The sequence below is a fragment of the Thioclava marina genome, from assembly GCF_002020135.1.
Taxonomy (GTDB): domain Bacteria; phylum Pseudomonadota; class Alphaproteobacteria; order Rhodobacterales; family Rhodobacteraceae; genus Thioclava; species Thioclava marina.
This window is the reverse complement of the sequence record NZ_MPZS01000001.1, coordinates 400,259-424,261: the sequence shown is the minus strand read 5'-3', so window position 1 is coordinate 424,261 and position 24,003 is coordinate 400,259. Positions and strand designations below refer to the sequence as shown.

22 protein-coding genes and 1 tRNA gene are annotated in these 24,003 nt (G+C 63.4%); 13 read left to right on the top strand and 10 right to left on the bottom strand.

Annotated features, from left to right (window positions below):
• Positions 1–63: 63 nt before the first annotated feature.
• A complete protein-coding gene (locus BMG00_RS02040; RefSeq protein ID WP_078530713.1) occupies positions 64–270 on the top strand; it encodes a cold-shock protein in 207 nt (68 codons plus the stop codon).
• A gap of 58 nt (positions 271–328) precedes the next feature.
• Here the strand turns inward: BMG00_RS02040 and BMG00_RS02035 are convergent, their stop codons facing one another.
• From BMG00_RS02035 to acnA, 3 genes are all read right to left on the bottom strand, one after another.
• Positions 329–943, bottom strand: coding sequence for a thioredoxin family protein (locus tag BMG00_RS02035; RefSeq protein WP_210401978.1), 615 nt, complete (start codon positions 941–943; stop codon positions 329–331).
• 153 nt (positions 944–1,096) lie between these two features.
• Complete coding sequence (locus BMG00_RS02030; protein WP_078573234.1) at positions 1,097–1,888, bottom strand: abortive infection family protein; 792 nt, start codon at positions 1,886–1,888, stop codon at positions 1,097–1,099.
• Between the two features lie 242 nt (positions 1,889–2,130).
• A complete protein-coding gene (acnA, locus tag BMG00_RS02025) occupies positions 2,131–4,881 on the bottom strand; it encodes an aconitate hydratase AcnA (RefSeq protein WP_078528084.1) in 2,751 nt (916 codons plus the stop codon).
• 271 nt (positions 4,882–5,152) lie between these two features.
• Here acnA and BMG00_RS02020 point away from each other — a divergent pair, with 271 nt between their 5' ends.
• Positions 5,153–6,034 (top strand): DUF1223 domain-containing protein, encoded by an 882-nt coding sequence (locus BMG00_RS02020; protein ID WP_245794932.1) that lies wholly within the window; start codon positions 5,153–5,155, stop codon positions 6,032–6,034.
• Between the two features lie 9 nt (positions 6,035–6,043).
• On the opposite strand, the gene BMG00_RS02015 is transcribed toward BMG00_RS02020, so the two are convergent.
• A complete protein-coding gene (locus BMG00_RS02015) occupies positions 6,044–6,451 on the bottom strand; it encodes a GFA family protein (RefSeq protein ID WP_078528082.1) in 408 nt (135 codons plus the stop codon).
• Positions 6,452–6,742: 291 nt separating this feature from the next.
• Between BMG00_RS02015 and rpsF the strand changes: the two genes are divergently transcribed.
• The 5 genes from rpsF (at position 6,743) to BMG00_RS01990 (ending at position 9,759) form a co-directional block, all read left to right on the top strand.
• Positions 6,743–7,096 (top strand): 30S ribosomal protein S6, encoded by a 354-nt coding sequence (gene rpsF / locus BMG00_RS02010; RefSeq protein ID WP_078528080.1) that lies wholly within the window; start codon positions 6,743–6,745, stop codon positions 7,094–7,096.
• A 23-nt stretch (positions 7,097–7,119) separates the two neighbouring features.
• A complete protein-coding gene (rpsR, locus tag BMG00_RS02005) occupies positions 7,120–7,344 on the top strand; it encodes a 30S ribosomal protein S18 (RefSeq protein WP_038073027.1) in 225 nt (74 codons plus the stop codon).
• Between the two features lie 12 nt (positions 7,345–7,356).
• On the top strand, positions 7,357–7,971 hold the full coding sequence (gene rplI, locus BMG00_RS02000; RefSeq protein ID WP_078528078.1) for a 50S ribosomal protein L9: 615 nt from the start codon (positions 7,357–7,359) through the stop codon (positions 7,969–7,971).
• Positions 7,972–8,120: 149 nt separating this feature from the next.
• Positions 8,121–9,428, top strand: coding sequence for a mechanosensitive ion channel family protein (locus tag BMG00_RS01995; protein ID WP_078573233.1), 1,308 nt, complete (start codon positions 8,121–8,123; stop codon positions 9,426–9,428).
• Positions 9,429–9,501: 73 nt separating this feature from the next.
• A complete protein-coding gene (locus tag BMG00_RS01990) occupies positions 9,502–9,759 on the top strand; it encodes a hypothetical protein (RefSeq protein ID WP_078573232.1) in 258 nt (85 codons plus the stop codon).
• A 130-nt stretch (positions 9,760–9,889) separates the two neighbouring features.
• Here BMG00_RS01990 and tig read toward each other — a convergent pair whose 3' ends face one another.
• The 3 genes from tig to BMG00_RS01975 all read right to left on the bottom strand — a co-directional run bounded on the left by tig (position 9,890) and on the right by BMG00_RS01975 (position 13,068).
• Complete coding sequence (tig, locus tag BMG00_RS01985) at positions 9,890–11,218, bottom strand: trigger factor (protein WP_078573231.1); 1,329 nt, start codon at positions 11,216–11,218, stop codon at positions 9,890–9,892.
• Between the two features lie 653 nt (positions 11,219–11,871).
• On the bottom strand, positions 11,872–12,861 hold the full coding sequence (locus tag BMG00_RS01980; RefSeq protein ID WP_146642537.1) for a hypothetical protein: 990 nt from the start codon (positions 12,859–12,861) through the stop codon (positions 11,872–11,874).
• A gap of 123 nt (positions 12,862–12,984) precedes the next feature.
• Positions 12,985–13,068, bottom strand: a tRNA-Leu gene (locus BMG00_RS01975).
• 178 nt (positions 13,069–13,246) lie between these two features.
• Here BMG00_RS01975 and BMG00_RS01970 point away from each other — a divergent pair.
• Entirely contained in the window at positions 13,247–13,723 is a 477-nt protein-coding gene (locus tag BMG00_RS01970) for a Hint domain-containing protein (protein WP_158521666.1), read from the top strand.
• Between the two features lie 288 nt (positions 13,724–14,011).
• Positions 14,012–14,743 (top strand): Crp/Fnr family transcriptional regulator, encoded by a 732-nt coding sequence (locus BMG00_RS01965; protein ID WP_078573228.1) that lies wholly within the window; start codon positions 14,012–14,014, stop codon positions 14,741–14,743.
• Here the strand turns inward: BMG00_RS01965 and BMG00_RS01960 are convergent.
• Positions 14,740–15,492, bottom strand: a complete 753-nt coding sequence (locus BMG00_RS01960) for a Crp/Fnr family transcriptional regulator (protein WP_078528065.1) — start codon at positions 15,490–15,492, stop codon at positions 14,740–14,742. The two genes, BMG00_RS01965 and BMG00_RS01960, sit on opposite strands and share 4 nt — an antisense overlap.
• Positions 15,493–15,725: 233 nt before the next feature.
• On the opposite strand from BMG00_RS01960, the gene BMG00_RS01955 reads away from it, so the two are divergent.
• From BMG00_RS01955 to BMG00_RS01940, 4 genes are all read left to right on the top strand, one after another.
• Positions 15,726–15,917 carry a hypothetical protein gene (locus BMG00_RS01955; protein ID WP_078528063.1) on the top strand — a complete coding sequence of 64 codons (192 nt, stop codon included), beginning with the start codon at positions 15,726–15,728 and terminating at the stop codon, positions 15,915–15,917.
• 116 nt (positions 15,918–16,033) lie between these two features.
• Positions 16,034–17,434 (top strand): surface lipoprotein assembly modifier, encoded by a 1,401-nt coding sequence (locus BMG00_RS01950; RefSeq protein ID WP_093469866.1) that lies wholly within the window; start codon positions 16,034–16,036, stop codon positions 17,432–17,434.
• A 286-nt stretch (positions 17,435–17,720) separates the two neighbouring features.
• On the top strand, positions 17,721–20,147 hold the full coding sequence (locus tag BMG00_RS01945; RefSeq protein WP_078573226.1) for a calcium-binding protein: 2,427 nt from the start codon (positions 17,721–17,723) through the stop codon (positions 20,145–20,147).
• A gap of 35 nt (positions 20,148–20,182) precedes the next feature.
• Positions 20,183–20,767 carry a hypothetical protein gene (locus BMG00_RS01940; RefSeq protein WP_078528055.1) on the top strand — a complete coding sequence of 195 codons (585 nt, stop codon included), beginning with the start codon at positions 20,183–20,185 and terminating at the stop codon, positions 20,765–20,767.
• 99 nt (positions 20,768–20,866) lie between these two features.
• On the opposite strand, the gene BMG00_RS01935 is transcribed toward BMG00_RS01940, so the two are convergent.
• Positions 20,867–22,171 carry an HlyD family type I secretion periplasmic adaptor subunit gene (locus BMG00_RS01935; protein ID WP_078573225.1) on the bottom strand — a complete coding sequence of 435 codons (1,305 nt, stop codon included), beginning with the start codon at positions 22,169–22,171 and terminating at the stop codon, positions 20,867–20,869.
• Complete coding sequence (locus tag BMG00_RS01930; RefSeq protein ID WP_078574225.1) at positions 22,168–23,865, bottom strand: type I secretion system permease/ATPase; 1,698 nt, start codon at positions 23,863–23,865, stop codon at positions 22,168–22,170. Before BMG00_RS01930 ends, BMG00_RS01935 begins: the two co-directional genes overlap by 4 nt.
• Between the last annotated feature and the right edge of the window lie 138 nt (positions 23,866–24,003).

Here is a 24,003-nt window from a genome sequence, read left to right as displayed (position 1 = left end):
CAAGAACTGACACGGCCGGGCTGACGCATTCCGCGGGCAGCACTTTATCTAAGGAGACTCACGATGGCCGAAGGCACCGTGAAATGGTTCAACAGCACCAAGGGTTACGGCTTCATTGCCCCGAATGATGGCGGCAAGGACATCTTCCTGCACATCTCGGCGGTTGAGCGCGCCGGCATCCAGCGCCTCGACGATGGTCAGAAAGTGACCTACGAACTGGAAACCGGCCGTGACGGTCGCCAGTCCGCGAGCAACCTCGAGCTCGCCTGAGCCTGAGCGAAAGTTCGAGAACGGCCCGCGCATCGCGCGGGTCGTTTGCGTTTGGGGCTCACCACACGTCGGGGTCGATCCCCTGTTCCGCCAGCGCCGAGAACTTGTCTTGCAAGAAACGCTGGAAGGGCTGGTCGCGATAGGCGCCGCTAGCGACATATTCCAGCCCCGACAGATGGTGGAAGGGTTTGAAATAGCCCGGCATCCGGAAGGCCTCGGCCGCGCGCAGATCGGTTGCGCCCGCGTTCTGAGCCGGGATCAGAACCTGCGTCGGCGTGAAGTTCACGAACCATTTCTGTGCCAGCGCACGCTCCTCCAGCGCCTCGCCGTCGAAATCGGTAACCTCCCGCGCGCCCCAGAGATCGAGCTGCAAGACCACGAAGCTGGCCTCGATCAGATCCGTGATCTCGGAGCGCTTGAAGTTCACCAGATGCATCTCGCGGCAATAGGGGCAGCCGCGCTGCTCGAAGAGCACCAGCAGCCCCTTTCCCTGATCCGCGGCCTCGCTCAGATCCTCTCCGAGGTCGAGGAAACTGTCGTGAAAGAAGCTCTGCTGGTAAAGCCCGCCATCGCCCATCACGGCCTCCGCCCGCGCCGGTCGGGCAGCACCTCCCAACACCCCGCTTGCGGCCATCGCACCGCCCGTCAGGGCCAACATCTCGCGCCTATTCATCGCGTCGTCCTCCCTTGTGATGGCGGGAAGTATAGCACAAGGGGGCGGGGATCGGCGATGTTGGGGTGGATTGAGCGTTCCGGTAACGCATGCCCGGTGTGGCGACATGCTCCCGTTGCTGAGGAGAAGGTCTGCTTCAGGATTGTGACGCGGCTAATGATTACTGATCCGTTGTTCCTCAACTCTCGCATGCCACGTCTCAATCAGAAACAGGGCCATGGACCCAGCAAGGTTAACCGTCAAAGCGGCATGACGCGGCTTGAATGGAACTCGCGAGCGCCCCCCAGCATGAGCATCACCACCTTTGTTGCGCAAAGAACCAATACTCTGTACGACGCTCTGGCAGTTTCCCAAAATCATTTTGAACACCTCTTCCTGGTGTTGCGATGGTGCGAGCTTCAAGATTTTTGCCGTTTCAGAATAGAGTTTCGGCACATTCCATTTTGCTTCCCACTCTGCGCCGCTGTCCTCGATGATGTGTTTGCAGACCTCTTCAAGTAACGTACTTGCGGCGGTGACAGCGCCGTCCGGGTCTGTTGTTCGTCTTTCCAAAGCCTTCGCCCAAAAAGCTTGGACAGCAGGAGCATCATAGACATCAAGGCCGTCTGTGATCGTGGCGTCTGCTGCACCGCCACCTGCCTCTAGGAAGGTTAATAGAGGTATGAAGGCGTCAGTGACGTGGCCCCGGCGCATGGCCCAAGAACCTGAACCACTTGCAACGCTCGATAATGCTGACTGCACAGAAGCGGCATTGTTTGAGAAGCGCACAAAGCTCGGCAGAAGTCGCTTGCTTGCCGGGTCTTCCAGTAGCCTTCTTCTGGCTAATTTGTACTCGGCCTCCGACCCCCCTTGGGTTGTGAGGTCAATGATATTGTTTCTTAGAAACAGTGCACATTCAAAGAGGTCGTGAGGAATCTCAGGTTCACCGAAATCGCCATAGGTCATCAACTTTCCTCGCACTAAAGGCTGCCTGAATGTGATCCATGTAGCGCCCCACGTGCAAGGTCTCGAACGTTTTAGCTATCGGGACACCGGACATTCGAGGAACCTGCAGCATCGGTCAATCTGGCCTCAATCCCGCCCTTGCCCCTCGGAGAGCCCCCCGACGGCATCCGCCGTCCGGCGATATCTGCCGATACGAAAAAGGCCCCGCAATCGCGGGGCCTTTTCCAATTCTGTCAGACCGATCAGGCCTTGGCGAGGTTGCGCAGCACGTAGTGCAGCACGCCGCCATTGCGCAGGTATTCGATCTCGACCGCGGTATCGATGCGGCTCTTGAGATTGATGACCTTGGTCGAACCATCCTTGTAGGTGATGGTGCAGGGCACGATCGACTGCGGCTTGATATCGCCTTCCAGACCCTCGATCGAGACCTCTTCCTCACCGGTGAGGTTCAGATCCTTGCGGGTCATGCCTTCGGTGAATTCGAAGGGGATGACCCCCATGCCGACGAGGTTCGAGCGGTGGATGCGCTCGAAGCTTTCCGCGATCACGGCCTTCACGCCGAGCAGGTTGGTGCCCTTCGCGGCCCAGTCACGCGAGGAGCCAGCGCCGTATTGCTCGCCGCCGAAGATCACCAGCGGCTTGCCTTCCTTGGCATAGGCCATCGCGGCGTCGTAGATCGAGGTCTGCTTGCCATCGGGGCCCTTGGTGAAGCCGCCCTCGACGCCATCGAGCATCTCGTTCTTGATGCGGATGTTGGCGAAGGTGCCGCGCATCATGACTTCGTGGTTGCCGCGGCGCGAACCGTAGCTGTTGAAGTCCTTCGGAGCGACCTGATGCTCGACCAGGTATTTCCCGGCCGGGGTATCGGGCTTGAACGAACCCGCGGGCGAGATGTGGTCGGTGGTAACGAAATCGCCCAGCACGGCGAGGATGCCCGCGCCCTTGATGTTCGAGATCTCACCGGCCTCCGGCGACATGCCCTGGAAGTAGGGCGGGTTCTGGATGTAGGTCGAGGTCGGCGGCCAGTCATAGGTTTCGCCACCCGAAACCTCGACGCCCTGCCACTTCTCGTCGCCCTTGAACACGTCGGCATATTTCGACTGGAACTTCTCGCGGGTCACGACCTTCTCGACGAGATCGGCGATCTCCTTGTCGGTCGGCCAGATGTCCTTGAGATAGACCGGCTTGCCGTCTTCCGTGTGGGTCAGCGGCTCGGAGCTCAGGTCGATATTCATGTCGCCCGCGATCGCATAGGCCACGACGAGCGGCGGCGAGGCGAGATAGTTGGCGCGCACGTCCGGCGAGATCCGGCCTTCGAAGTTGCGGTTGCCCGAGAGCACCGAGGTCGCGATCAGGTCGTTCTCGTTGATCGCCTTCGAGATTTCCGGCTGGAGCGGACCCGAGTTGCCGATGCAGGTGGTGCAGCCGTAGCCCACGAGGTTGAAGCCGACCGCGTCGAGATCTTCCTGAAGGCCGGCGGCTTCCAGGTATTCCGAAACGACCTGCGAGCCAGGTGCGAGCGAGGTTTTCACCCACGGCTTGCGGGTCAGGCCCAGCTCACGCGCCTTGCGCGCCACGAGACCCGCGCCGATCAGCACATAGGGGTTCGAGGTGTTGGTGCACGAGGTGATCGAGGCGATCACGACCGAACCGTCGCGCAGCTCGTAATCCTCGCCTTCGACCTTCGCGGTCTTGCCGATGGTGACCGACTTGGTCGCGACCGGGCCTTCGTCGGCCATGTCCTTGGCGGCTTCCGAGATGTCGATGCCACGGTAATCCGCGACGACCTTGGAGAACGCATCGGCGGCGCCGGTCAGCGGCAGGTAGTCCTGCGGACGCTTCGGGCCCGAGATCGCCGGGACGATCGTGCCCATGTCGAGTTCGAGCGTCGAGGAGTAGATCGGCGCATAGTCCGCATCACGCCACATGCCGTTTTCCTTGGCATAGGCTTCGACCAGAGCGATGCGGTCCTTGTCGCGGCCGGTCTGCTCGAGGTAGCGCAGGGTTTCGGCATCGACCGGGAAGAAGCCGCAGGTCGCGCCGTATTCGGGCGCCATGTTGGCGATGGTCGCGCGCTGCGCCAGCGGCAGCTTGTCGAGGCCGGGGCCGTAGAATTCGACGAATTTGCCGACCACGCCATGGGCGCGCAGCATTTCGACGACTTTCAGCACGAGGTCGGTGCCGGTGGTGCCTTCGACCATCTCGCCGGTCAGCTTGAAGCCCACGACTTCCGGGATCAGCATCGAGATCGGCTGGCCGAGCATGCCGGCTTCAGCCTCGATGCCGCCCACGCCCCAGCCGAGCACGGCGGCGCCGTTGACCATGGTGGTGTGGCTGTCGGTCCCCACGAGCGTGTCGGGATAGGCGACTTCGGTACCGTCCTGATCGCGGTCGGTCCAGACGGTCTGGGCGAGATATTCAAGGTTCACCTGGTGGCAGATGCCGGTGCCCGGGGGAACGACGCGGAAGTTCTCGAACGCGGTCTGGCCCCATTTGAGGAACTTGTAGCGCTCGATGTTGCGCTCGTATTCGCGATCCACATTCATCTGGAAGGCGCGCGGGTTGCCGAACTCGTCGATCATCACCGAGTGGTCGATCACGAGGTCCACGGGAACCAGCGGGTTGATTTTCTGGGCGTCGCCGCCGAGGCCCTTGATGCCGTCGCGCATCGCGGCGAGGTCGACCACGGCCGGAACGCCGGTGAAGTCCTGCATCAGCACGCGGGCGGGGCGGTAGGCGATTTCGCGCGGGTTCTGGCCACCCTTTTCGGCCCATTCGCCGAAGGCCTTGATGTCGTCCACCGAAACGGTGAAGCCGTTATCCTCGAAGCGCAGCAGGTTCTCGAGCACCACCTTCAGCGAGGCGGGGAGCTTCGAGAAATCGCCGAGGCCTGCTTCGGTGGCCGCGGGGATCGAGTAAAAGGCATAGCTCTTGCCGCCGACGCTGAGTTCGCGGCGGGTCTTGGCAGTATCTTTACCGGTAACGATGGGCATGAGAATGGCCTCCCTTCATGGGTCCTAAGGGTGTCGCTGGCGCCGTATTTGCCTGAAGCTTTCCATCCGTTCAAGAGGGAGGACGCATTTTTGTATACCGTTGCACACAAAAAATCACGTCCCGGTCCTTCCCGCGGGGAAGCCTGACGTGATTTTACACGTAATTTCGCTTTTTGCGCGGAAACGGCAAGAAATCTCTCAAAACCTTGATTGGTCATGGTATCGGCCGCGACGGTAAGTATAAAGGCGGACGTTTGGAAGAGGTTGCACGGTGCGCGCAGGCAGTTTTACCGCGATCTGGATCGGCATGGCGGCAGCGCTGGGAAGCGTCGGCTTGCCCGATTGCCTGCGGGCCGAGGAAGTGGTTCCCGGCACGGGTGTGACGCTCGTTCCCGACGCGCCGCCCGGCATGCGCCAGCGCGTCTCCGAGGCGATGGTCCAGTCGATGGCGCCCGACGCTGAGGCCGCGGCGCAGCCTGCGTCTTCCGAGATGGCGAAAAGCGGTCCGGTCGTGATCGAGCTCTTCACCTCGCAGGGGTGTTCATCCTGCCCGCCGGCCGATGCGCTGTTCGAGGAAATCGCGGAACGCCCCGACGTGATCGCGCTCGCGCTGCATGTCGATTACTGGGATTATCTCGGCTGGAAGGATCCTTTCGGAAAGCCCGAATTCACCGCCCGCCAGAAGGCCTATGCGCTGGCTGCGGGCGAGCGCACCGTCTACACGCCGCAGATGATCGTCGAGGGGCGCGAGGCGCTCGTGGGCCCGCAGCGCAACGATCTGATCGCCGCGATCGCGCGCGAGGTGGAAGAGGCCGCGCAGGTCGATCTGACGATTACGGGGCAGGGCGGGCGCTACGAGGTCTCGCTGCGCCCGGTCGATGGTGCGGGCGAACCCGCCGTGGTGCAGGTCGTGCGCTACCAGCCGCGCGCGACGGTCGATATCCTGCGCGGCGAGAATGCGGGCCGCACCGTGATCTATTCCAATATCGTCACCAGCTGGCGCGCCGTCGCCGACTGGGATGGCAAGACACCGACCAGGCTCTCGATCGAACTTGAGGGAGATTCGCCGGCGGTGTTGATCGTCCAGGCCGCGCGCGAAGGTCATTCGATGCCGCTGCCTGGCCCGATCCTCGCGGCGGGGCGCCTCGACTAACCCCTTCGCTCAGCGAGGAAGACCGTCGAATTTCGGCGCGGCATCCATCCCGTCGGTCCAGCGCGCGCGATCCGCGCAGCAGATATGCGCCGTCGGCGCGAGCGGGGGCTCGCTGTCCAGAGACCCCGCAGGCACCACGAGCAGGCGCCCCTCGATCTGAACCGTCGGGAGGGCAGAGCCGCAGTCTGTGCAGAAACTCTTCGCGTGGCGTGTATGGGGGAGGGTGAACGTCTTCACCTTGTCGTCCCCCGCGAGCCAGTTGATCGACGCGCCGGAGGAAAACAGGTTCGCCGCATGGGCCGAGCCGGTATCTTTGCGGCATCGCGAGCAATGGCAGAGAAAGAAACTCTCGAATGTGCCCGAAAGGCGAAACCTGACGGCGCCGCAAAGGCAGCTTCCCGAGGCCAGATGTTCCATCGGCGGGTCTCCGGTGCGAAGATGTCGAACGCAGATCATCGCTTTGCCTGCGTCCGCGCGATGATCCTTGCATAACGGGGATCCACGGTGAGATCAAACCTGCCCGCGCAGCGCGTTTAGGCGGGCGACGGCGGAGGCGGCGCGCGGCGGATTTTTCCTTGCATCCCGGAGCGCATCCCGTATAAGGCCGCATCTTCCGCGTTTGCTATGAACCGGCGGAGCCTCTCGTGTTGGGTCGCGGAAGCCTCATTTGCCCAACTTTGAAGCCGCCTTGAAAAAACAGGAGTTCGCATGCCGCTTTACGAGCATGTCCTCATCTCGCGTCAGGATCTGTCCAACGCGCAGGCCGAAGGCCTTGTCGAACATTTCTCCACGGTCCTGTCGGACAACGGCGGCAAAGTCGTCGAATCCGAATACTGGGGCGTGAAGACCATGGCCTACAAGATCAACAAGAACCGCAAGGGGCACTACGCCTTCCTGAAAACCGACGCCCCGTCGTCGGCCGTGCAGGAAATGGAGCGTCTGGCCCGTCTGCATGACGACGTGATGCGCGTGCTGACCATCAAGGTCGACGCCCACGAAGAGGGCCCCTCGGTCCAGATGCAGAAACGCGACGAGCGCTCCGAGCGCCGTGAGCGTCGTTGATCCCGAGCTAAGGAGTAGTACCCATGGCAAAACCGTTTTTCCGTCGTCGCAAGGTCTGCCCGTTCTCGGGTGAGAACGCGCCGAAAATCGACTACAAGGACACCCGTCTTCTGCAGCGCTACATCTCTGAGCGCGGCAAGATCGTCCCCGCCCGCATCACCGCCGTTTCGGCGAAGAAGCAGCGTGAACTGGCCCGCGCGATCAAGCGCGCCCGCTTCCTCGCCCTGCTGCCCTACGCCGTGAAATAAGGAGACCGACCAATGGAAGTGATCCTTCTCGAACGCGTGGCCAAGCTCGGCCAGATGGGTGACGTGGTCACCGTCAAGGACGGCTACGGTCGCAACTACCTTCTGCCGCAAGGCAAGGCGCTGCGTGCCAACGAAGCCAACATCAAGGGCTTTGAAGAGCGCAAGGCTCAGCTCGAAGCGCGCAACCTCGAAACCAAGCAGGAAGCCGAAGCGCTGGCATCGCGCCTCGACGGCCAGCAGTTCGTCGTGATCCGTTCGGCATCCGACGGCGGCAACCTCTACGGCTCGGTCACCACCCGCGACGCGGCGATGATCGCCACCGAAGAGGGCTTCTCGATCGACCGCAAGCAGGTCGTGATCCGTCAGCCGATCAAGGTCCTCGGCCTTCACACCGTTGAAGTGCACCTGCACCCCGAAGTGATGTGCGAGATCAACCTGAACGTCGCGCGCTCGGCCGAAGAAGCCGAACTGCAAGCCTCGGGCAAGTCGATCCAGGAACTGGCAGCGGAAGAAGAAGCCGCGGCCGAATTCGAGATCGCGGAACTGTTCGACGATATCGGCGGCGCCGCCTCGGACGAGGACGAAGGCCCGGTCGCGACCCCGGAAGCCGAAGCCGACAAGGCCTGATCGGAGCTCGCTCCGGCAGAACTGCCAAAGTTTGAAACCGCGCCTCCCGGGGCGCGGTTTTTCTTTGTCCTGCTCCATGTGCGCGCAAAGGCGCTTGCCTCGCGGGGGCGCCCTTCGTTAGGTGAAAGCGCGAGGAGAAGAGGGCAGTCATGGACGAGTTGATCGAGCGCATCCAACCCTATGTGGAAACGGCTTGGGCTTGGGCGCAGACGCCCGCCGCCTGGGGGCAGATCGCGGCGATCGCGGTGGTGCTTGCGCTCGCGGGGCTCTTCACGCGGCTGTTGCGTCCGCGCCTGCGCAGCTGGCTGACCCCGGCCGAAGGGGACAAGGGGCTGCGTGCGACGGCGCGACGTCAGATCCTGCGCCTGATGCCGTTGCTTTGGCCGTTGCTCGCGGCGGCGCTCGCGCTTCTGGCCGAAAGCATTCTCACATCGATCTTCGGCACCGCCGGGATCGTCGGCTTCCTCAAGCGTCTCTTTCTGTTCCTCGCCGTGCGTGCCTATGTGCGCGACGTTCTCAAGGATCCGTTCCTGCGCGCCTTCGGCCGCTTTCTCGTGCTGCCGATCGCGCTGGTCTATGTCGTGGGGCTTCTGCCCGCGGCCAGCGCGGCGCTTGCCAATGTCAAGGTGCCGCTGGGCAACCTGTCTTTCAGCCTGCTCTGGGCGATCAAGTTCGGCCTCTTCGGCGGCCTGATCTTCTGGCTGGGCCGCTGGTCCAACGAGCGATCGCAAAGCTACCTCGAGAACCAGGAGGAGCTGCGCCCCGCCACCCGCATCCTCGCGATCAAGGCTTCGGAGATCGCGATTTTCGGTGCCGCCTTCCTGATCCTGATGAACGTGATGGGCGTGGACCTGACGACGCTTGCCGTGCTCGGCGGTGCGCTTGGCGTCGGTATCGGTCTGGGCCTGCAACAGATCGCGTCGAACTTCATCTCGGGTATCATCTTGCTGCTCGAAGGGCAGGCGACGGTGGGTGACTACGTCGAGCTGGACGGGGGCGAGCAGGGCACAATCGTGAAGATGACCATGCGCTCGATCATTCTCGAGACTTTCGACGGCAAGTGGATCGTTGTGCCCAACGAGCATTTCATCACCACCCGCGTCGTGAACTATTCCGATCAGGGCTCGGCCAACCGGCTCGAGGCGCCGTTCTCGGTCAGCTACGAGACCGATATCAACCGCGTGCCCGAGATCGTCGAGGCCGCCGTCTCGACCCACCCGGCGGTGCTGTCCGAACCCCAGGCCCCCGATTGCGAACTGCGCGGCTTTGGCGAGAGCGGGATTGATTTCGCGGTGGAGTTCTGGGTGAGCGGGCTTGATGACGGGCCGAACAAATACACTTCCGATGTGCTCTTCCTGATCTGGAACGCGCTCAAGGCCGAAGGGATCGAGATCCCCTATCCGCGCCGCGTGATCGAGATGCGCACGCCCGGGATCGCCCCGACACCGGAGGCCTGAGCCCGGAAGCCAAGCCTCAAATTCGCCGTTTTTGCGCGCCAGACTGGCCCTTCAGCCGATCTGGAGAAGCAAGATGAAGCTGTTTTCGATCATCCACGGGGCGCTGACCCACACCGCGTTGGTCACCGCTGGTCTGCTCTACCTGCACAACCCGGCCGCCTTCGAGGGGCGGCTGGCGGATGCGGGCGAAGTGCTTCAGGCCGTGATCAAGGGCGATCAGGAAGGCACCGAGGCGCTGCGCACCGCGGCCTATAGCATCGGCGCAAAATTCGAAGGTGCGCGCCGCGAGATCGGGGCGGCGGCTACGAACATGATCACCGCCAAACCCTGAGGCGCATTCCCCAAGGCGCTGTGGCCGCGTCGACTCTCTGCCTCTTGGTCCTGACCCGCGCATCGCGCATGGCAAAAAAAAACCGCCCCCGAAGGAGCGGCCTTTCGATCATTGCGATCGCTGACGGGGGTCAGACCTCGTCGAGCTTCTCGATCTCTTTTTGCAGGTCTTCCTTGGTGACTTCCTTCTCGGTCACCTTGGCTTCGCCCGCGATGTAATCGACGACCTTGTCTTCGAAGATCGGCGCGCGCAGCTGCTGTTGCATCTGCGGGTTCTGCTGCACGAATTCGAAGAAGGCGCGTTCCTGGCCCGGGTACTGACGTGCCTGGTTCATCACCGCCTGGGTCATCTCGGCATCGGAGACCTCGATTTCCTGCTTGCGGCCGATTTCGGCGAGCAGCAGACCAAGGCGCACGCGACGCTCGGCGAGCGAGGTGTGCTCGTCGGTCGTTTCGATTTCGCCGTGGTTATGGCCGTGATCTTCGGGATGCTCTTCGTGATAGAGCTGGTGCGCGATCTGCTTGGCCTCGGCTTCCACCAGCGAGGGCGGCAGGTCGAACTTGACCTTCTCGTCGAGCTGGTCGAGCAGGCCGCGCTTCATCACCTGACGCGCCGCGCCGACATATTCGGCTTCGAGACGCTCGGCGATCTGGCCTTTCAGCGCGGCGAGATCCTCGGCGCCGAACTGCTTGGCGAGATCGTCATTGATCTCTGCGGCTTTCGCGGTCTTCACCTCGTGCACCTTGCACTTGAAGAGCGCTTCCTTGCCCGCGAGGTGCTCGGCACCGTATTCGGTCGGGAAGGTCACGGTCACGTCGACATCGTCACCGGTCTTGGCGCCGAGGAGCTGATCCTCGAAGCCCGGGATGAACGAGCCCGAGCCGAGTTCGAGCGGGTAGCCTTCGCCCTTGCCGCCTTCGAACGCTTCGCCATCGACGAAACCTTCGAAATCGATCACGACCTGATCGCCGTTCTCCGCCTTGCCGTCCTTGGCTTCGAAGTTCTTCGCGGTGGCCGCAAGGCTGTCGAGTGCCTCGTTGACCTCGGCTTCGTTAGCCTTCACGACCAGACGCTCCAGCGAGACGCCCGAGAGGTCGACTTCCGGGATTTCCGGCAGCGCTTCGTACTCGACGGTCACGATCACGTCGTCACCCTCTTTCCAGTTCTCGCCGTCCTTCATCTCGATTTTCGGCTGCATCGCGGGGCGGTCGCCGGTCTTGTCGAAATGGTCGCTCATCGCGCCGTCAACGGCGTCCTGCATGGCTTCGCCGAGGATGCGCGGGCCGAACTGCTTGCGCAGCATCGCCATCGGCACCTTGCCCTTGCGGAAGCCCTTCATCTCGATCTCGGGCTGCGCTTCCTGGAGCTTGGCGGTGACCTTGTCGTCGAGCTCCTTGGCGGTGATGGTGATCTCGTAGCCGCGCTTGAGGCCGTCGTTGAGGGTCTCGGTGACCTGCATGGGATGTCCTTATCTTTATGCGCCGCGCGGATCGCGGCCGGGTTCGCAATTTCAGCCGCCCTTCTATTGGGCGCGCGCCTTGGTGGCAAGGCGAAAACGGGGTGTGCCGGGCCCGTCCCGAAGGGAATGTGACGCGCGCGGGCCGGCGTGGACGGGGAAGGGGGCGTTCGCTGCGGCTTGCCTGCCTGGCGCGGCGTTCCCGGATGCTCAAGGCAACGCCCCGGATGGGCGAGTCATCGACGCCGCCAGACCCGCACGCACCGTCCGGTCCGGCTTGCCCACACAAGCCACGCGGACCCCCTTTCAGGCGTCGTGCCGGTCGAGGCGGCGTCGATGACCCGGATCCGGCGCGCACAGGGCTGCCCCCGATGCGGAGGCGGCGCGGGTCTCGCCAGATGCGGTCGCGTCACCGGCCGGGCCGATGACGCGCGAAGGGCTGGGCAAGGCGGTCGCATCGCGCGCCGCGGCGGAGGGAGATCCGCCCGGGTGACGGTGTCCGGCGTCTCGTCTCGCGCTGCACGACATGTCTTGCCCCCGGTCGCGCATGGTACGGTCTTCGCCTGACCCATGCGCAATGCCCTCGTGGGTGACATTAGGGAAAGCGTAAGGGCGATGCAGCGTCCAATTCCGGGCAGATCGGCGGTTTGGCGCGGTCAGCGGCCCGCATCCGCGGCGACCGTTTCGCGCAAGGCCCGATCAACCATCTCGAACTTCACCGCCTGACGGCGGAAATGATCCCTCACGAAGTCGCTCGTGACCCAAAGGCAGCCCCGGCGTCGCGGATGTTCCCATCCCAGCAGCCCGTCGAGCTCGGCTTTGTGGATCATGCGTTTCACATTGGAGACCGAGATCAGGAACCGTTCGGCCAGCGCTGCGATGCTGATCGGTTCGAGCCGGATCCGCCCTTCGGGGGCCTCGAGCGTGGTGAGTTTCGAGATCAGGTAATGGAGCAGCAGCCCGCCGACATCCGAGCTCAGGAAATGCGCCATCGAGGGGGGCGGGTTGAGCCATTCGTGATCGTTCAGGATCAGTTCGAGCATGCGTGACTGAGCGCGAAACAGGATGTCGGTATCCTCGCCCGCGACCTCATCGCGATTGCCGCCGTCGAGAAGATCGAGGCAGCGCAGATGGCCCCGGCACCACAGCTGCATCCCGGTCTCGGCCAGCTCGGTCGTCGTGGCGGGGTGCAAGCGCGCGTCCTCCCGGTCGTCGAGCCAGTTCAGGAAACCATAGGCCGCGAGTTCGGACATATAGAGGCTGAGCGTGTTGCGGTTGACCTTCACATGCGGTCGCAGCACCTCATGCAGACGACCGGGCGTGAGGCCGATATCGCCCGGCGCAAAGCGCCCGCGCATGCTCAACGCGAAACAGGCATGGGTCACGAGCCATTTGCGGTAGGAGGCCAGAAGGCGCGCCATACGCGGGTTCGCGGTCTGAACGTCGAGCAAAACCACCGCGATCTGTTTCTCTGCACTGAAGAATTGCGGATGATTGGCGATCTCGCAGCGCCGCATCGCGACCCCGTGCAGGGGCCCCTTCGCGCCCATGCCAAGGGGGGGCGCCGATCCGGTCAGGCGGAGGCTGTCGTCATCCGTCGGCTGTGGCCTGTCTGGCGACCGCCGACCCTTCGAAAGGTCGGTCATCGCTTTCCCCTACGTACGTTTCCCGAAAGCGATGATAAAACAAAACCTTGCAAAAGAAAGGGGCCGGAGGTCGTGCGGTGCGCACGAGACCGCGAGCGGCGCTGACCTGAAATATCGGGGAGTTGGTGCGGGTGAAGGGACTCGAACCCCCACGCCAAAGGCGCCAGAACCTAAATCTGGTGCGTCTACCAGTTCCGCCACACCCGCATGCGGGGCGTAATAGCAACAGCCCGCGCGCTGGGGAAGGGGGGCTGCGCGTTTTCGCTCGTGTTAACCCCGCCTTCAGGGGTAGCGTTTCATAAAAGGCGCGTCAGACGCCGAAAGTGCAGTAGGCAGAGCAGGTATCGCCATGGAGCAGGATCCGCGGCGGGAGGGCGGTATTTCCGTGCTCCGGCAAGTTCTCGATATCGACCACCCCGACGCAGCGCCGGGAAGCCTTCTGGCGGATGGAATTGCCGCAGGTGCGCGCATCTACACGCTCGACGGCGCGCTTCCGGTGGAATTTCTCGAACCCGGCGATCGCGTGGTGACGCGGGCAGGCGCGCGGCGGCTGCGGCGCGTCGTCTCGGGCGATTACGCGGGGAGCCTGATCCGCGTCGCGCCGGGCGCGCTCGGCCATGACCGGCCCGGGGCGCCGCTTCTGCTCGGGTCCGCGGCGCGGCTCTTGATGCGTGATTGGCGGGTCGAGGTCATCTACGGCAAGCGTGAGGCGCTGGTGCCTGCGCAAGCGATGGTCGACGGGCGCTATGTCACGCTCGGACGTGGCCGCGCGCGGCTTTTCCGGTTGGAGTTCGAGGTGCCCGAGGTGATTTATGCCGATGGGGTGGAAATCGCGGCTGCGGCGGAGCATGCGCAGGTCTGACGGCTGCCGGGCGGGTCTGACCTCAACCCGGAGAGATTCTGTCAGACATTAACCTTTGGGCAGCCGGAGCGGTTTCTCTCGTTCGCGCTTTGCGTTCGCTTTTTGCAAAATGCATCAAACCGAGGCGTGGACACGCGACTTGCGAGGTTAATACCCCGTTAGTGTCCCTTAATTTGCATTTGCGATTGACAGGGCCCTCTCCAACTTGCCATTTTTTGACAGTTGCTTAGGGGGTGAGCGCTGCGTGGTAAAACACGCCTGCCTGTGGGAAAAACCCGGAGAAAATTCATGACAGCACCTTTGCGAAATGCGGAGGCTGCATTTGCCTGTGCCGCGTGTCGGGGGCGTGACAGCGGTGTCTGCGGAAGCCTTTCAGAGTCAGCGCTCGGCCGTATCTGGTCGTTGGCGCAATCGGTCAGTCTTCCGGCAAACGCGCGGGTCTGCGATGCAGAGCGGGGATGTTCGCATTTCCATCTCGTGCAGAGCGGCTACCTGCGGATGCAGAGCCATTCGATGGCGGGACGGCGCCAGATTCTCGGAATGGCGCGTCCGGGCGAGAGCATCGGTCCGCCGCGCGGCGGGATCGGAGTTTACGAGGTCGAGGCCGCGACGCCGGTGCGGCTGTGTCGTTTCGACCGGCAGACGTTCGAACTGCTGCTCTTCGATGAACCGGAATTGCGCCGCGCGCTGTTCCAGCAGTCGCAGATCTGGCTGGAGAAGACCCGCCGCCTGACCTGGCTGTTGGGCGCGCTGGGGTCAAACGCCCGGCTGCGGGCGATCCTTCTGCTGGCGCGTGACTGGCTGCCCTGGCGCCCGCTCGAGGACGGGACTGGGGTGTTGTCGCTCGAGTTGCCGCGTCAGGACATCGCGGATTATCTCGCTACGACGCAAGAAACGGTGAGCCGGTTGCTGCATCAGTTCCAAGATGAAGGGCTGATCGAGATCATCAATCCGCGCAAGATCCGTCTGATCGATTTCGAGCGGCTTGCCGAGGGGCTTGATGGGCTGGTCTCTGCCTAGAGGCCGAAATCCTCGATCAGCAGAGCGTTGCCCGCAGCCTCGGTCAGTTCGCACAGATCGAGCACATCCATATTGTAGGGCGTGTTGATCGCGATGATCCCGTCGCGTTCGAGCTGTTTGAAAGACCGGCTCAGCGATTCCGGCGATGTCCCCAGAAGATGGGCGATATCGACCCGTTTGAGCTGGATGTGCAGGTTGATCGGCGCGCGCGGTGCGATGGCGCCCTGCACCTTGTGGCGGCACAGGATCAACAGGAGCGACGCGACCCGTTGCACCACCTTGCCGCTGCCCAGAACCATCACCCATTCCCGCGCCGCATCCAACTCGTCGAGCACGTTGAGGAGGAACAACCGTTCCGCTTCGGGCGAACGGGTCAGGAGCTCTTCGAAGGGCGTGCGCGGGCAGGTGAGCAACTCGGCGTCGGTCAACGCCTCGATCCGGTAGCCGGATTTGCCGTTGAAGGCGCGGCCGAACAGATCCGCGGGAGTGAGCAATCCGATGATGTGGCGGCGCCCGTCGGGCAGCGTCTTGACCATCGCGAGCAGCCCGTCGAGCACGAAGCCGATGCGCTCGGCCTCGGCGTTCTCTTCGATCAGAATGTGGCCGACGGGGACTTTCTCGCGCTCCCAAATGGCGAGCATGTCGTTGCGGAGATCAGCAGGCAATGCGTCGAGAAGGCGTTGCATCTTGCCATTGGCCGCCCGCCCCTCAAGAGCTGAGGAGGTCACTTGGCGTTGATGTTCTGTCATGGGGCGCGTTTCACCATTCTGTTCGCAACTCGCGCTAGCCTAGAATGCGCGGGGCGAAAATCCAACGGGAGATTGCGCGCCCGACGACGTCTGCGGCGAAGTGCCAAGCTGTGCAATCTGGGCGCGCGCGCCGGAGCAAGAAATATCTTCGTCAGCGCGCATCTCGTTGACGGGCATCAATGAATCGGATCGGGGCGCGCCGATAGCGTTACTTCCGAACAATGGAGGGACACATGAAAAATCTTCTTATCATTCTTGGCGTTACGGGGCTGCTGGCGGGCTGTGACATGATGCAGCAGCCGGCGGGCTCCGATGTGGCCGACGAGGCCGCGATGGCGGCTGAAACGTCGGGGGACACGGCGGATTCCACCTCGGGCACCCACGAGACGACCAACGAGCGCGATCGCGAGCAGACGAGCCGCTAAGACGGCGCTCAGTCACGCACGCATTCAGGGCCCGTCTTGTCCGCTGCGACAAGGCGGGCCTTTTCCACGATGGCGCAGACGGGCTAGGCTGAGCACGGGGCAAGGCAGGATCAGGGATGGGCGGGGCTTTCGGATCTAGAGCATTGGCATGGCTGGGCCGCAGCCTAGCGGGGGTGATGCTCGGCGGGATGCTGGTGCTTGCGCCGGTGTCGTCTGCTCTGGCGCAGGATCAAACGGTGGCGGCGCGCCAGGATCAGCAGCTCCTTGATCTGTTGCGCCAAAAGGACTGGCGCGGGGCCGAGGCGTTGGCCCGCGCGATCTTGCAGAACCGGCCCGAGGATGTCGGCACGCTCGTCGTGCTCTCGCGGGCGCTGCGGGCGCAAGGCGATGCGGCAGGGGCGCAGGCTGCGGCCGAACGCGCGGAGGCGGCTTCGCGCGACCCGCGCGAACATTACATCAGCGCGGTCGAGCTGGCGGCGGCGAGCTATGATCTCGGCCATCCGATGACTGCGCAGCTCTGGTTGCGCCGCGCGGTGCAGATGGCGCCCGACGATACTCTCAAGGCCCGCAGCCTGCGCGATCTGCGCGCGGTGATGGCCGCGACCCCTTGGGAAATCAGCTTTGATCTGAATGCCGGTCCGTCCTCGAACGTGAATAATGGAAGTCTCGCCGATCAGGTCGATATCGGAGGGATCGACTTCATCCTGAATCCCGATGCGCGCGCGCTCTCGGGCTATGAGATCGCGGCGCAGCTGGGTCTGCGCTACCGGTTCAAGGGCTTCGGTGATCTGCCCGCGCAGGCGGGGCTGACGGTCTTTACCCAGCAGGTCGTGCTCTCGGACAAGGCCAAGCGGACCGTGCCCGACGCGAAGGGGAGTGATTACGCTTTCAGCGCTGTGGAACTGTCTCTCGGTCAGGCGCTCAACAAGCCGAGCGATCCGCTGCGGGTGCGTCTCGACGGGGTGATCGGCAAGAACTGGTATGGCGGCGCGGATCTGAGCAATTACCTGCGGCTTTCGGGGGCGGCTCAATGGGGGGATGCGCGGCGTGCGGTGACGACCCTGACCGTGACTGGCGAGCGTCAGATCCGGCTCGATGACCGGCGCAAGACCGCGACGATCCTCGCGCTCGCGGCGCGGCGCGACTGGCTCTTGCCGTCGGGCGACCGGCTCGGGCTGTCACTGGGCGTGCGCAAGGCAAATTCGGACTCGATCGAGATCGACCACCGCGCGGTGATCGCCGGGGTGAGCTACGATCTGGGGCGCCCGATCGCAGGGCGGGTCTCGCTTGGCGCGGGATTCCAGATCGAGCGGCGCGACTATGATGCCTCGCTTTATGCGACCGGCGCGCGGCGCGACTGGCGGCGGCAGGTCGCGTTGCGCATCGGCTTCCCGAAACTCGACTATTACGGTTTTTCCCCGACTCTGCGGATCGAGGCCGAGAAGACGAATTCGAATGTCGATTACTACGAGCGCTACGACACCACGATCCGGCTTGGTCTGCGCTCGGTCTTCTGATCGGGGCAGAGCGCTGTCGTCGGCGCGATCTTCCTGAAAATGTGATCTTTTTCGCGCAGAACACAGGCTTGCGCGGGTCATTGACAAGCATCAATGCGAATCATGGCGGCCTCACGCGAGCGTGATGACCGAGACAGGTCCGACCGTGGTGGGAAAAGGAGTGGAGAGCCTCCTTTTCGGAAAGGTCGGATGTTTTGGGGGTGACGCATTGCGGCTATGGATGTCGCGTGTGGGGGCTGAATTGCCTGCGGTGTCGTCACCCGATTTTTGACAGAGGGGACACGCCATGGCGACGCCAATTGATCCAACCAACGTAGACGACTGGGATGAACCGCTGAACACCGATCCGATGTTCCGCTCGTCGCATGTCTTCAGCACCGCCGACCTTACGGTGACCTTCGACGGCATGACTGTCGGGACGGCGGAAGATCCGTCGATCTATTACGACACTTCCGGCGCGAACGGCACCAAGGTCACCCAGGACGGGGTGACCCTGTTTCCGATCAATAGCGAGTTCGGCTATGTCGTCGCGGATTTCACCGACGCGGAGCAGAAGGAAATCATCAGCTACGATGAAAATAACAACCCGGTCTATCTTTACGAGGAAGGCTGGGCGGGTGACCTGACCGACGCGCAGGGCAACCAGCTTGGCATCGTCATTTCGGATTCGCCCACCGACACCTTCAAGACCCCGGCTGTTTTCGGCACCTGGCTGGGTGGTCTGGGCGGTGAGACCGTGAAGGCCTCGACCGAGCATTACGTGGTGATGCAGAACGTGCTCTCGGATCAGAAATATCCGGGTGACCCTGATGCGCTCTATCCGCTCGACGACAATCTGATCGTCGTGGGCGGCACCTATGACGGAATGTCCGTGCAGGGTCTGCTGGCCGGAGACTACGGGCCCGAGTTCATCATCGAGGATGTGAACGGCGACGGCGTCATCGACATCAAGGATATCCTCCAGCCCAACGAGACCGAGATCACCGAGAATATCGCGGTCAGCTCGGATTACTCGGTCACGCTCAAGGATGACGGCAAGCTGCTCTATCGCTGGGGCAACGTGATCAAGAAGCCCAATGACGTGCGGCTCGAGGCGACGCTCGACCTGCCCGACGACTGGAGCGAGTATAACCCCTATACCTCGCTGCGCGATCTCTACGCGGTGACCCAGGCCGAGCTGGTGATCCATCACACGATCACCAACAACCCCAACGATCAGGTCCGTCCCGAGGATTTCGAGAACGAGGCCGCGATCGGGACGTTGCCCTATTACGAAGTCATCGAAAACTACGATCTCGACGGCGGCGCGCCGCGCGAAGTCTGGGTGACGGCCGAGGATTATTATGCCGGGGATGGCACGCTTTATCCGGCGGGTACGATCCTGCGCGATCAGGCGCTGGCGGATCTCTGGGACGCAAGCACCCTTGGCCAGATCGGTGCCGTTGACGGGGCGGACGGGTTCACCAATGCCTGGTACACCACGATGGACCGCGAGCCCTTCGAGCCGGTGCTCAACGAGGACGGCACGGATTATGCCGATAGCGGTCCGCGCTGGCGCTTGATGCCGGACAAATATGGCCAGGACCTGCCCTCGGTGGTGATCCCGGTCGATCCGAGCGAGCCGCCGCCGCCCACGAAGGACGAGGTGAAATACGAGGTCGGTGCAGAGACGCAGACCGTTCTGAACCTGCTCGACTGGGGCATGCCGGCCCAGCCGCTCGCGATCAGCGCGGGCTGGCAGGACAAGCCCGGCGAGGTCTCGATCAACGGGATGAACTATACCGACGGCTTCGACGTGGCGGTCTATATCAAGGGCGACATCAAGCCCGCGACGGTCTACAGCGCCGAGCTGGTGATGAGCTATGAGCGCATCACGCCCTTCGCCGCTGATGCCGAGGTGAATGGCACGGATGGCGATGACTTCCTCGTCGGGATCGGGTCGAACAACTTCACCGGTGGCGCGGGCGCGGATCTCTTCGTGCTCAGCTACGGCTCTTCGGTCGAGGGCGTGCCGCTGACCGCCAACACGATCACCGATTTCGAGGTCGGAAAGGATGCGATCGGCCTGATCGGGCTCGGGGTGAGCGATGTGCTCGACGAGAACGGTGTCAGCGATTTCGACCACAAGGTCTTCCAGGCGCTGAACGGGGATGATCTCGAGATCTGGCTCGACAGTGACGGGGAAGGGACTGATGCCGACCCGGTTCTGCTTGCGACGCTGACGGGCGTGGCGGGCGATCTCGGTCCGAGCGGGAAGCTCGACATGGAGGCCGATTTCCTGCTCGCCAATCCCGGCGCGGGCGTTGCGCCGAGCCCGGATGAACCGATCGTCGGAACCGATGCCGCCGAACTGATCAACGGGACGCTGGGCGATGACACGATTCTTGGCCTCGGCGGGAACGACACGATCTATGGCCTCTCGGGCGACGATACGATCGACGGTGGCGCCGGTTTCGACTTGCTCTATGGCGGGCTCGGCGCGGATACCTTCGTCTTCGCGGACGGGACGAACGTGGACATGGTCTTCGACTTCGAAGTGGGCGTGGATTCCATCCAGCTGTCCGGCTTCGATGCGAGCGAAGTTGCCGTCTCCGATTATGGCTCGATCGGCACGCTTTTGACCGCGGGGAATGACTACATGATCCTGCGGGGCGTCGACTCCTCCCAGATCGATCCGGCTGACTTCATTCCCGATACCACTCTGACCGTTTGACCCTGCCTGCTGACGAATTTGAAAGGACCAAGAAGATGAAACATCAAATGAAGTATCTCGTGCTGGCGGGCACGGTGGCGGCTCTGGCCGGCTGTGGTGGAGGCGGCGGAACTACGCTTTCGACCGGTGAAACCTATGACAGCATGCTCGCCAAGGCGCAGGCTATGGGGGATGCCACCGGTGTCATCGATAGCGGCAGTGGCACGATCGTCGGCACGGCGCTCGCGGATGTGCCGGCTGATGGGTCGGGCACCTACAAGGGCTATGTCGAGGGGGATGCCAACGGGGCGGGGCTCATCGGTGATCTTACCCTCGAGGTCGCGCTTTCGCGGACCGAGATCAGCGGTTCTGCGACGAATTTCCAGCATGAGGTCGATGGCGCCTATACCGGCACGCTGACTATGCCGACGACGACCATTCAAAACACTGATCCCGATGAGTTCTCAGGGAACCTCACGGGGACGCTTACGAATGGCGGAACGGATTATGCCACGGATATCAACCTGACCGGCAACTTCTACGACGGCAACGGCACGAACACCGTTGCGGGCGATGCTTCGATCTCCATCGATGGCGGCCTTCCGAACCCCGGCCTCTTCATCGCGACCCAGACGCCCTGAGGCGACGACCCCACCAAAGAAAAGGCCCGGCGATTGCCGGGCCTTTTTGTGTTTCCCCCGCAGCGGTTGACGAGGGCTGCGCTCGCCCCCGACGCCTCCTCAATCGCCCCGGAAGGCGCGGTTGAAATAGACCGTCAGCGGGTGGGTCAGATAAGACAGCGGCGTGCGGGCGTCGGTTTTCAGGAAGGCCTCGACCGGCATGCCCGGCATCAGCTTCACGTCCTCCAGCGAGGCCAGCACCTGTGCATCGGGCTCGACCGTCGCCTCGTAATAGGTCTCGCGGGTGGCCTCGTCGGTCTGAACGTCGGGCGAGACGCGGACCACCTCGCCCGCGACCGCAGGCGTCGTGCGGCGGTTGAAGGTCGAGAATTGCAGCGACACTTCCTGGCCCGCATAGACCTGGTCGATATTGGTCGGGTCGACGCGGACCGAGACCTCCAGCGGCTGATCGCTCGGCACGAGATACATCATCGGCTGCGCGGCCTGAACGACGGAATGCAGGGCGAAGACATGCGAGCCGAACACGACCCCGTCCACCGGCGCGCGCACGTCGAGACGGGTGAGCTTTTCGCGCAGCGTCGTTTCGCGTTCGAGCAGCGAGATCTCGTTATATTGCAGGTCGCGCAGCTGGGTGATCGCGGATTCGCGATGCTGTTCGGCCAGCCCGAGGATCTCGATCTCGATGCCCGAGATCTTCACCCGCGATTCCGCGATGGCCGAATTGAGCCGCCCGATTTCGCCGGTCAGCCGCGCATGTTCGCGCTGGACCTGCAACACGCGCGAGGCCTCCATCAGCTTGCGTTTGAGAAGCGACTGCTTGTCGGCCAGCTCCTGCGCGATCAGCTCGAGCTGGGCGTTGAGCGAGGCGAGCTGCGCTTCGATCCCCTCGACCTGCTTGCGGATCTGCTGTTGCTGTTCACGCAGCTGCCCGGTCTTCTGCGCCAGCGAACTGCGCCGCGCCGCGAAGAGGTTGCGCTGCCCCTCGATCTGGTCGGCCACCTGTTTCGGGTTCAGCAGCGAATAGGTCGGTTGGGTGGAAAAATCGAGTGTGTCGCGCCCGTCGCGTTCCGCCTCGAGTCGGATCCGCCGCGCGGCGATCTCCATCAGCTGGCTTTGCACGATCGCAAGCTCGGATTTCAGGAAGGTGTCGTCGAGGCGCACCAGCACGTCGCCCGCCTTCACGTGATCGCCGTTGCGCGCGAGGATCTCGCCCACGACCCCTCCATCGGGATGCTGGATCACCTGACGGTCGCTCTCGACCTTGACGGTGCCGCGCGCGACCACCGCGCCGGAGATGTTCGTCCCGACGCTCCAGGCGCCCATCCCGCCCACGAGGATCGCGATCGAGCCAAAGCCCGCCGCGAGCAGAAGCCGCGTGCTCTTGAGTTCCGATGTCTTGCTCATGAATCCGCCCTCATCGACAGCACCCGTTTCACATCCTGCGCGTTCTTGATCATCGAGCGGATGATCTCGTCGCGCGGGCCTTGCGCCGAGACCTGTCCGTTCTCGAGGATGATGAGCCGCGTGCAGCCCTTGATCGCGTTGGTGCGGTGGGTCATCAGCACCACTGCCTTGCCCTCTTCGGTCATCACGCGCACCACCTCGTTGAGCGCTTCCGAGCCATCGGCGTCGAGCGCCGAGTTCGGCTCGTCGAGCACCAGCAGCACGGGGTCGTTATAAAGCGCGCGGGCAAGGCCCAGACGCTGGCGCTGGCCGCCCGACAGGACGGAATCGCTGCCGCTCAGGCGCGTGTCGTAGCCTTTCGGCAGCTTGAGGATGATGTCGTGGATCTGCGCTTTCTGCGCGGCGGCCACGATCCGGTCGGGATCGGGTTCGAGCGCCATCTGCGCGATGTTCTCGGCGATCGTGCCATCAAAGGTCTTCACCACCTGCGGCAGGTAGCCGATGAACTGGCCGAGGCGCTCTGGGCTGTATTGGTCGAGCTTCGCCCCTGCCAGCCGGACTTCGCCCGCTGTGGGGGTGACGAGGCCCACGAGCGCGCGGGCGAGCGTGGTCTTGCCCGAGCCGCTCTTGCCGATCACGCCCACGGCCTCGCCGGGGGAGACGTCAAAGCCGATATTATAGAGGATCGGTTTCTCGCCGCGACGAAGCGAGAGCGAGAGGCCGCGCACGCTCAGCTGGGCGTCAGGGGCGGGCAGGCGGGTCGGTTCGGGGCGTTCGGGGATCTCGTCGAGGAATTCCGCAAGCCCGCGCCAGCCGGTGCGGGCGCGATGCAGCAGGCTCCATTGGCCCAGAACCTGTTCGACCGGGGCAAGCGCGCGACCCAGCAGCACCGAGCCCGCGATGATCGCGCCTGCGGTCATCTCGTGGCGCAGCACCAGCCAGGCGCCGACCGCAAGCACCGCCGATTGCAGAAGCATCCGGAACCCTTTCGAGAAGGAGCCGAATGCGCCCGTCCAGTCGGCCGCCGCAAGTGTCTTGCCCTGCGCCTCTTCCTGTTTGCTCAGCCAGCGGCGGCGCATCACCGGACCCATGCCCTGCGCCCAGAGATAATCCGCGCCGTCCTCGCTCTGCCGCGCGATCTGGTTGCTTGCGAAACCGACCGATTGCGCCTCGTTCAGCCGGCGTTTGGTCAGCCAGTGGTTCGCCAGAGAGGTCGCGATCAGAAGCGCTCCGCCCGCGATCGCAAGCCAGCCCAGCAGCGGATGGAAGATGAAGATCGCGGCGGCGAAGACCGGGGTCCATGGGACGTCCATCAGAGACAGCAGCACCGGCGAGGCGAAGACCGTGCGCACCGCATCGAGATCCTGGAGCGCGCTCGCGCCCTTGTTGGTCTTGCGCAGCGCCGAGCGTTCGAGCATCGCGTCGAACACCCGTTCGTTGAGCTGCGCATGGATGCGTGCGCCGACCCGCGCCATCACGCGCGCGCGGACGAATTCGAGGATCGTGTAGAAGAGGTAGAGAAAGACCACGAGCCCGAAGAGCGCGACCAGCGTCTCTTCCGAACGCGACCCGATCACCCGGTCATAGACCTGCAACATGAAGAGCGGCCCGGTAAGCAGCAGAAGGTTCGTGAAAAGGCTGAACAGAAAAGCCGAGCCGATCAGCCCGCGCATGCCCTTGAATACATTTTTCATCGCGGCCCCGGAAGGCTGCGACGGCGTGGTGTGATTGCCCACGAAGTCACCCCATGAAAGTTCCATCCCGGTCCCGATCATCACGCCCGGGACGGCAAAAGCATTGATGCATGTCAATGAAACCGAGGAGGGCGACCC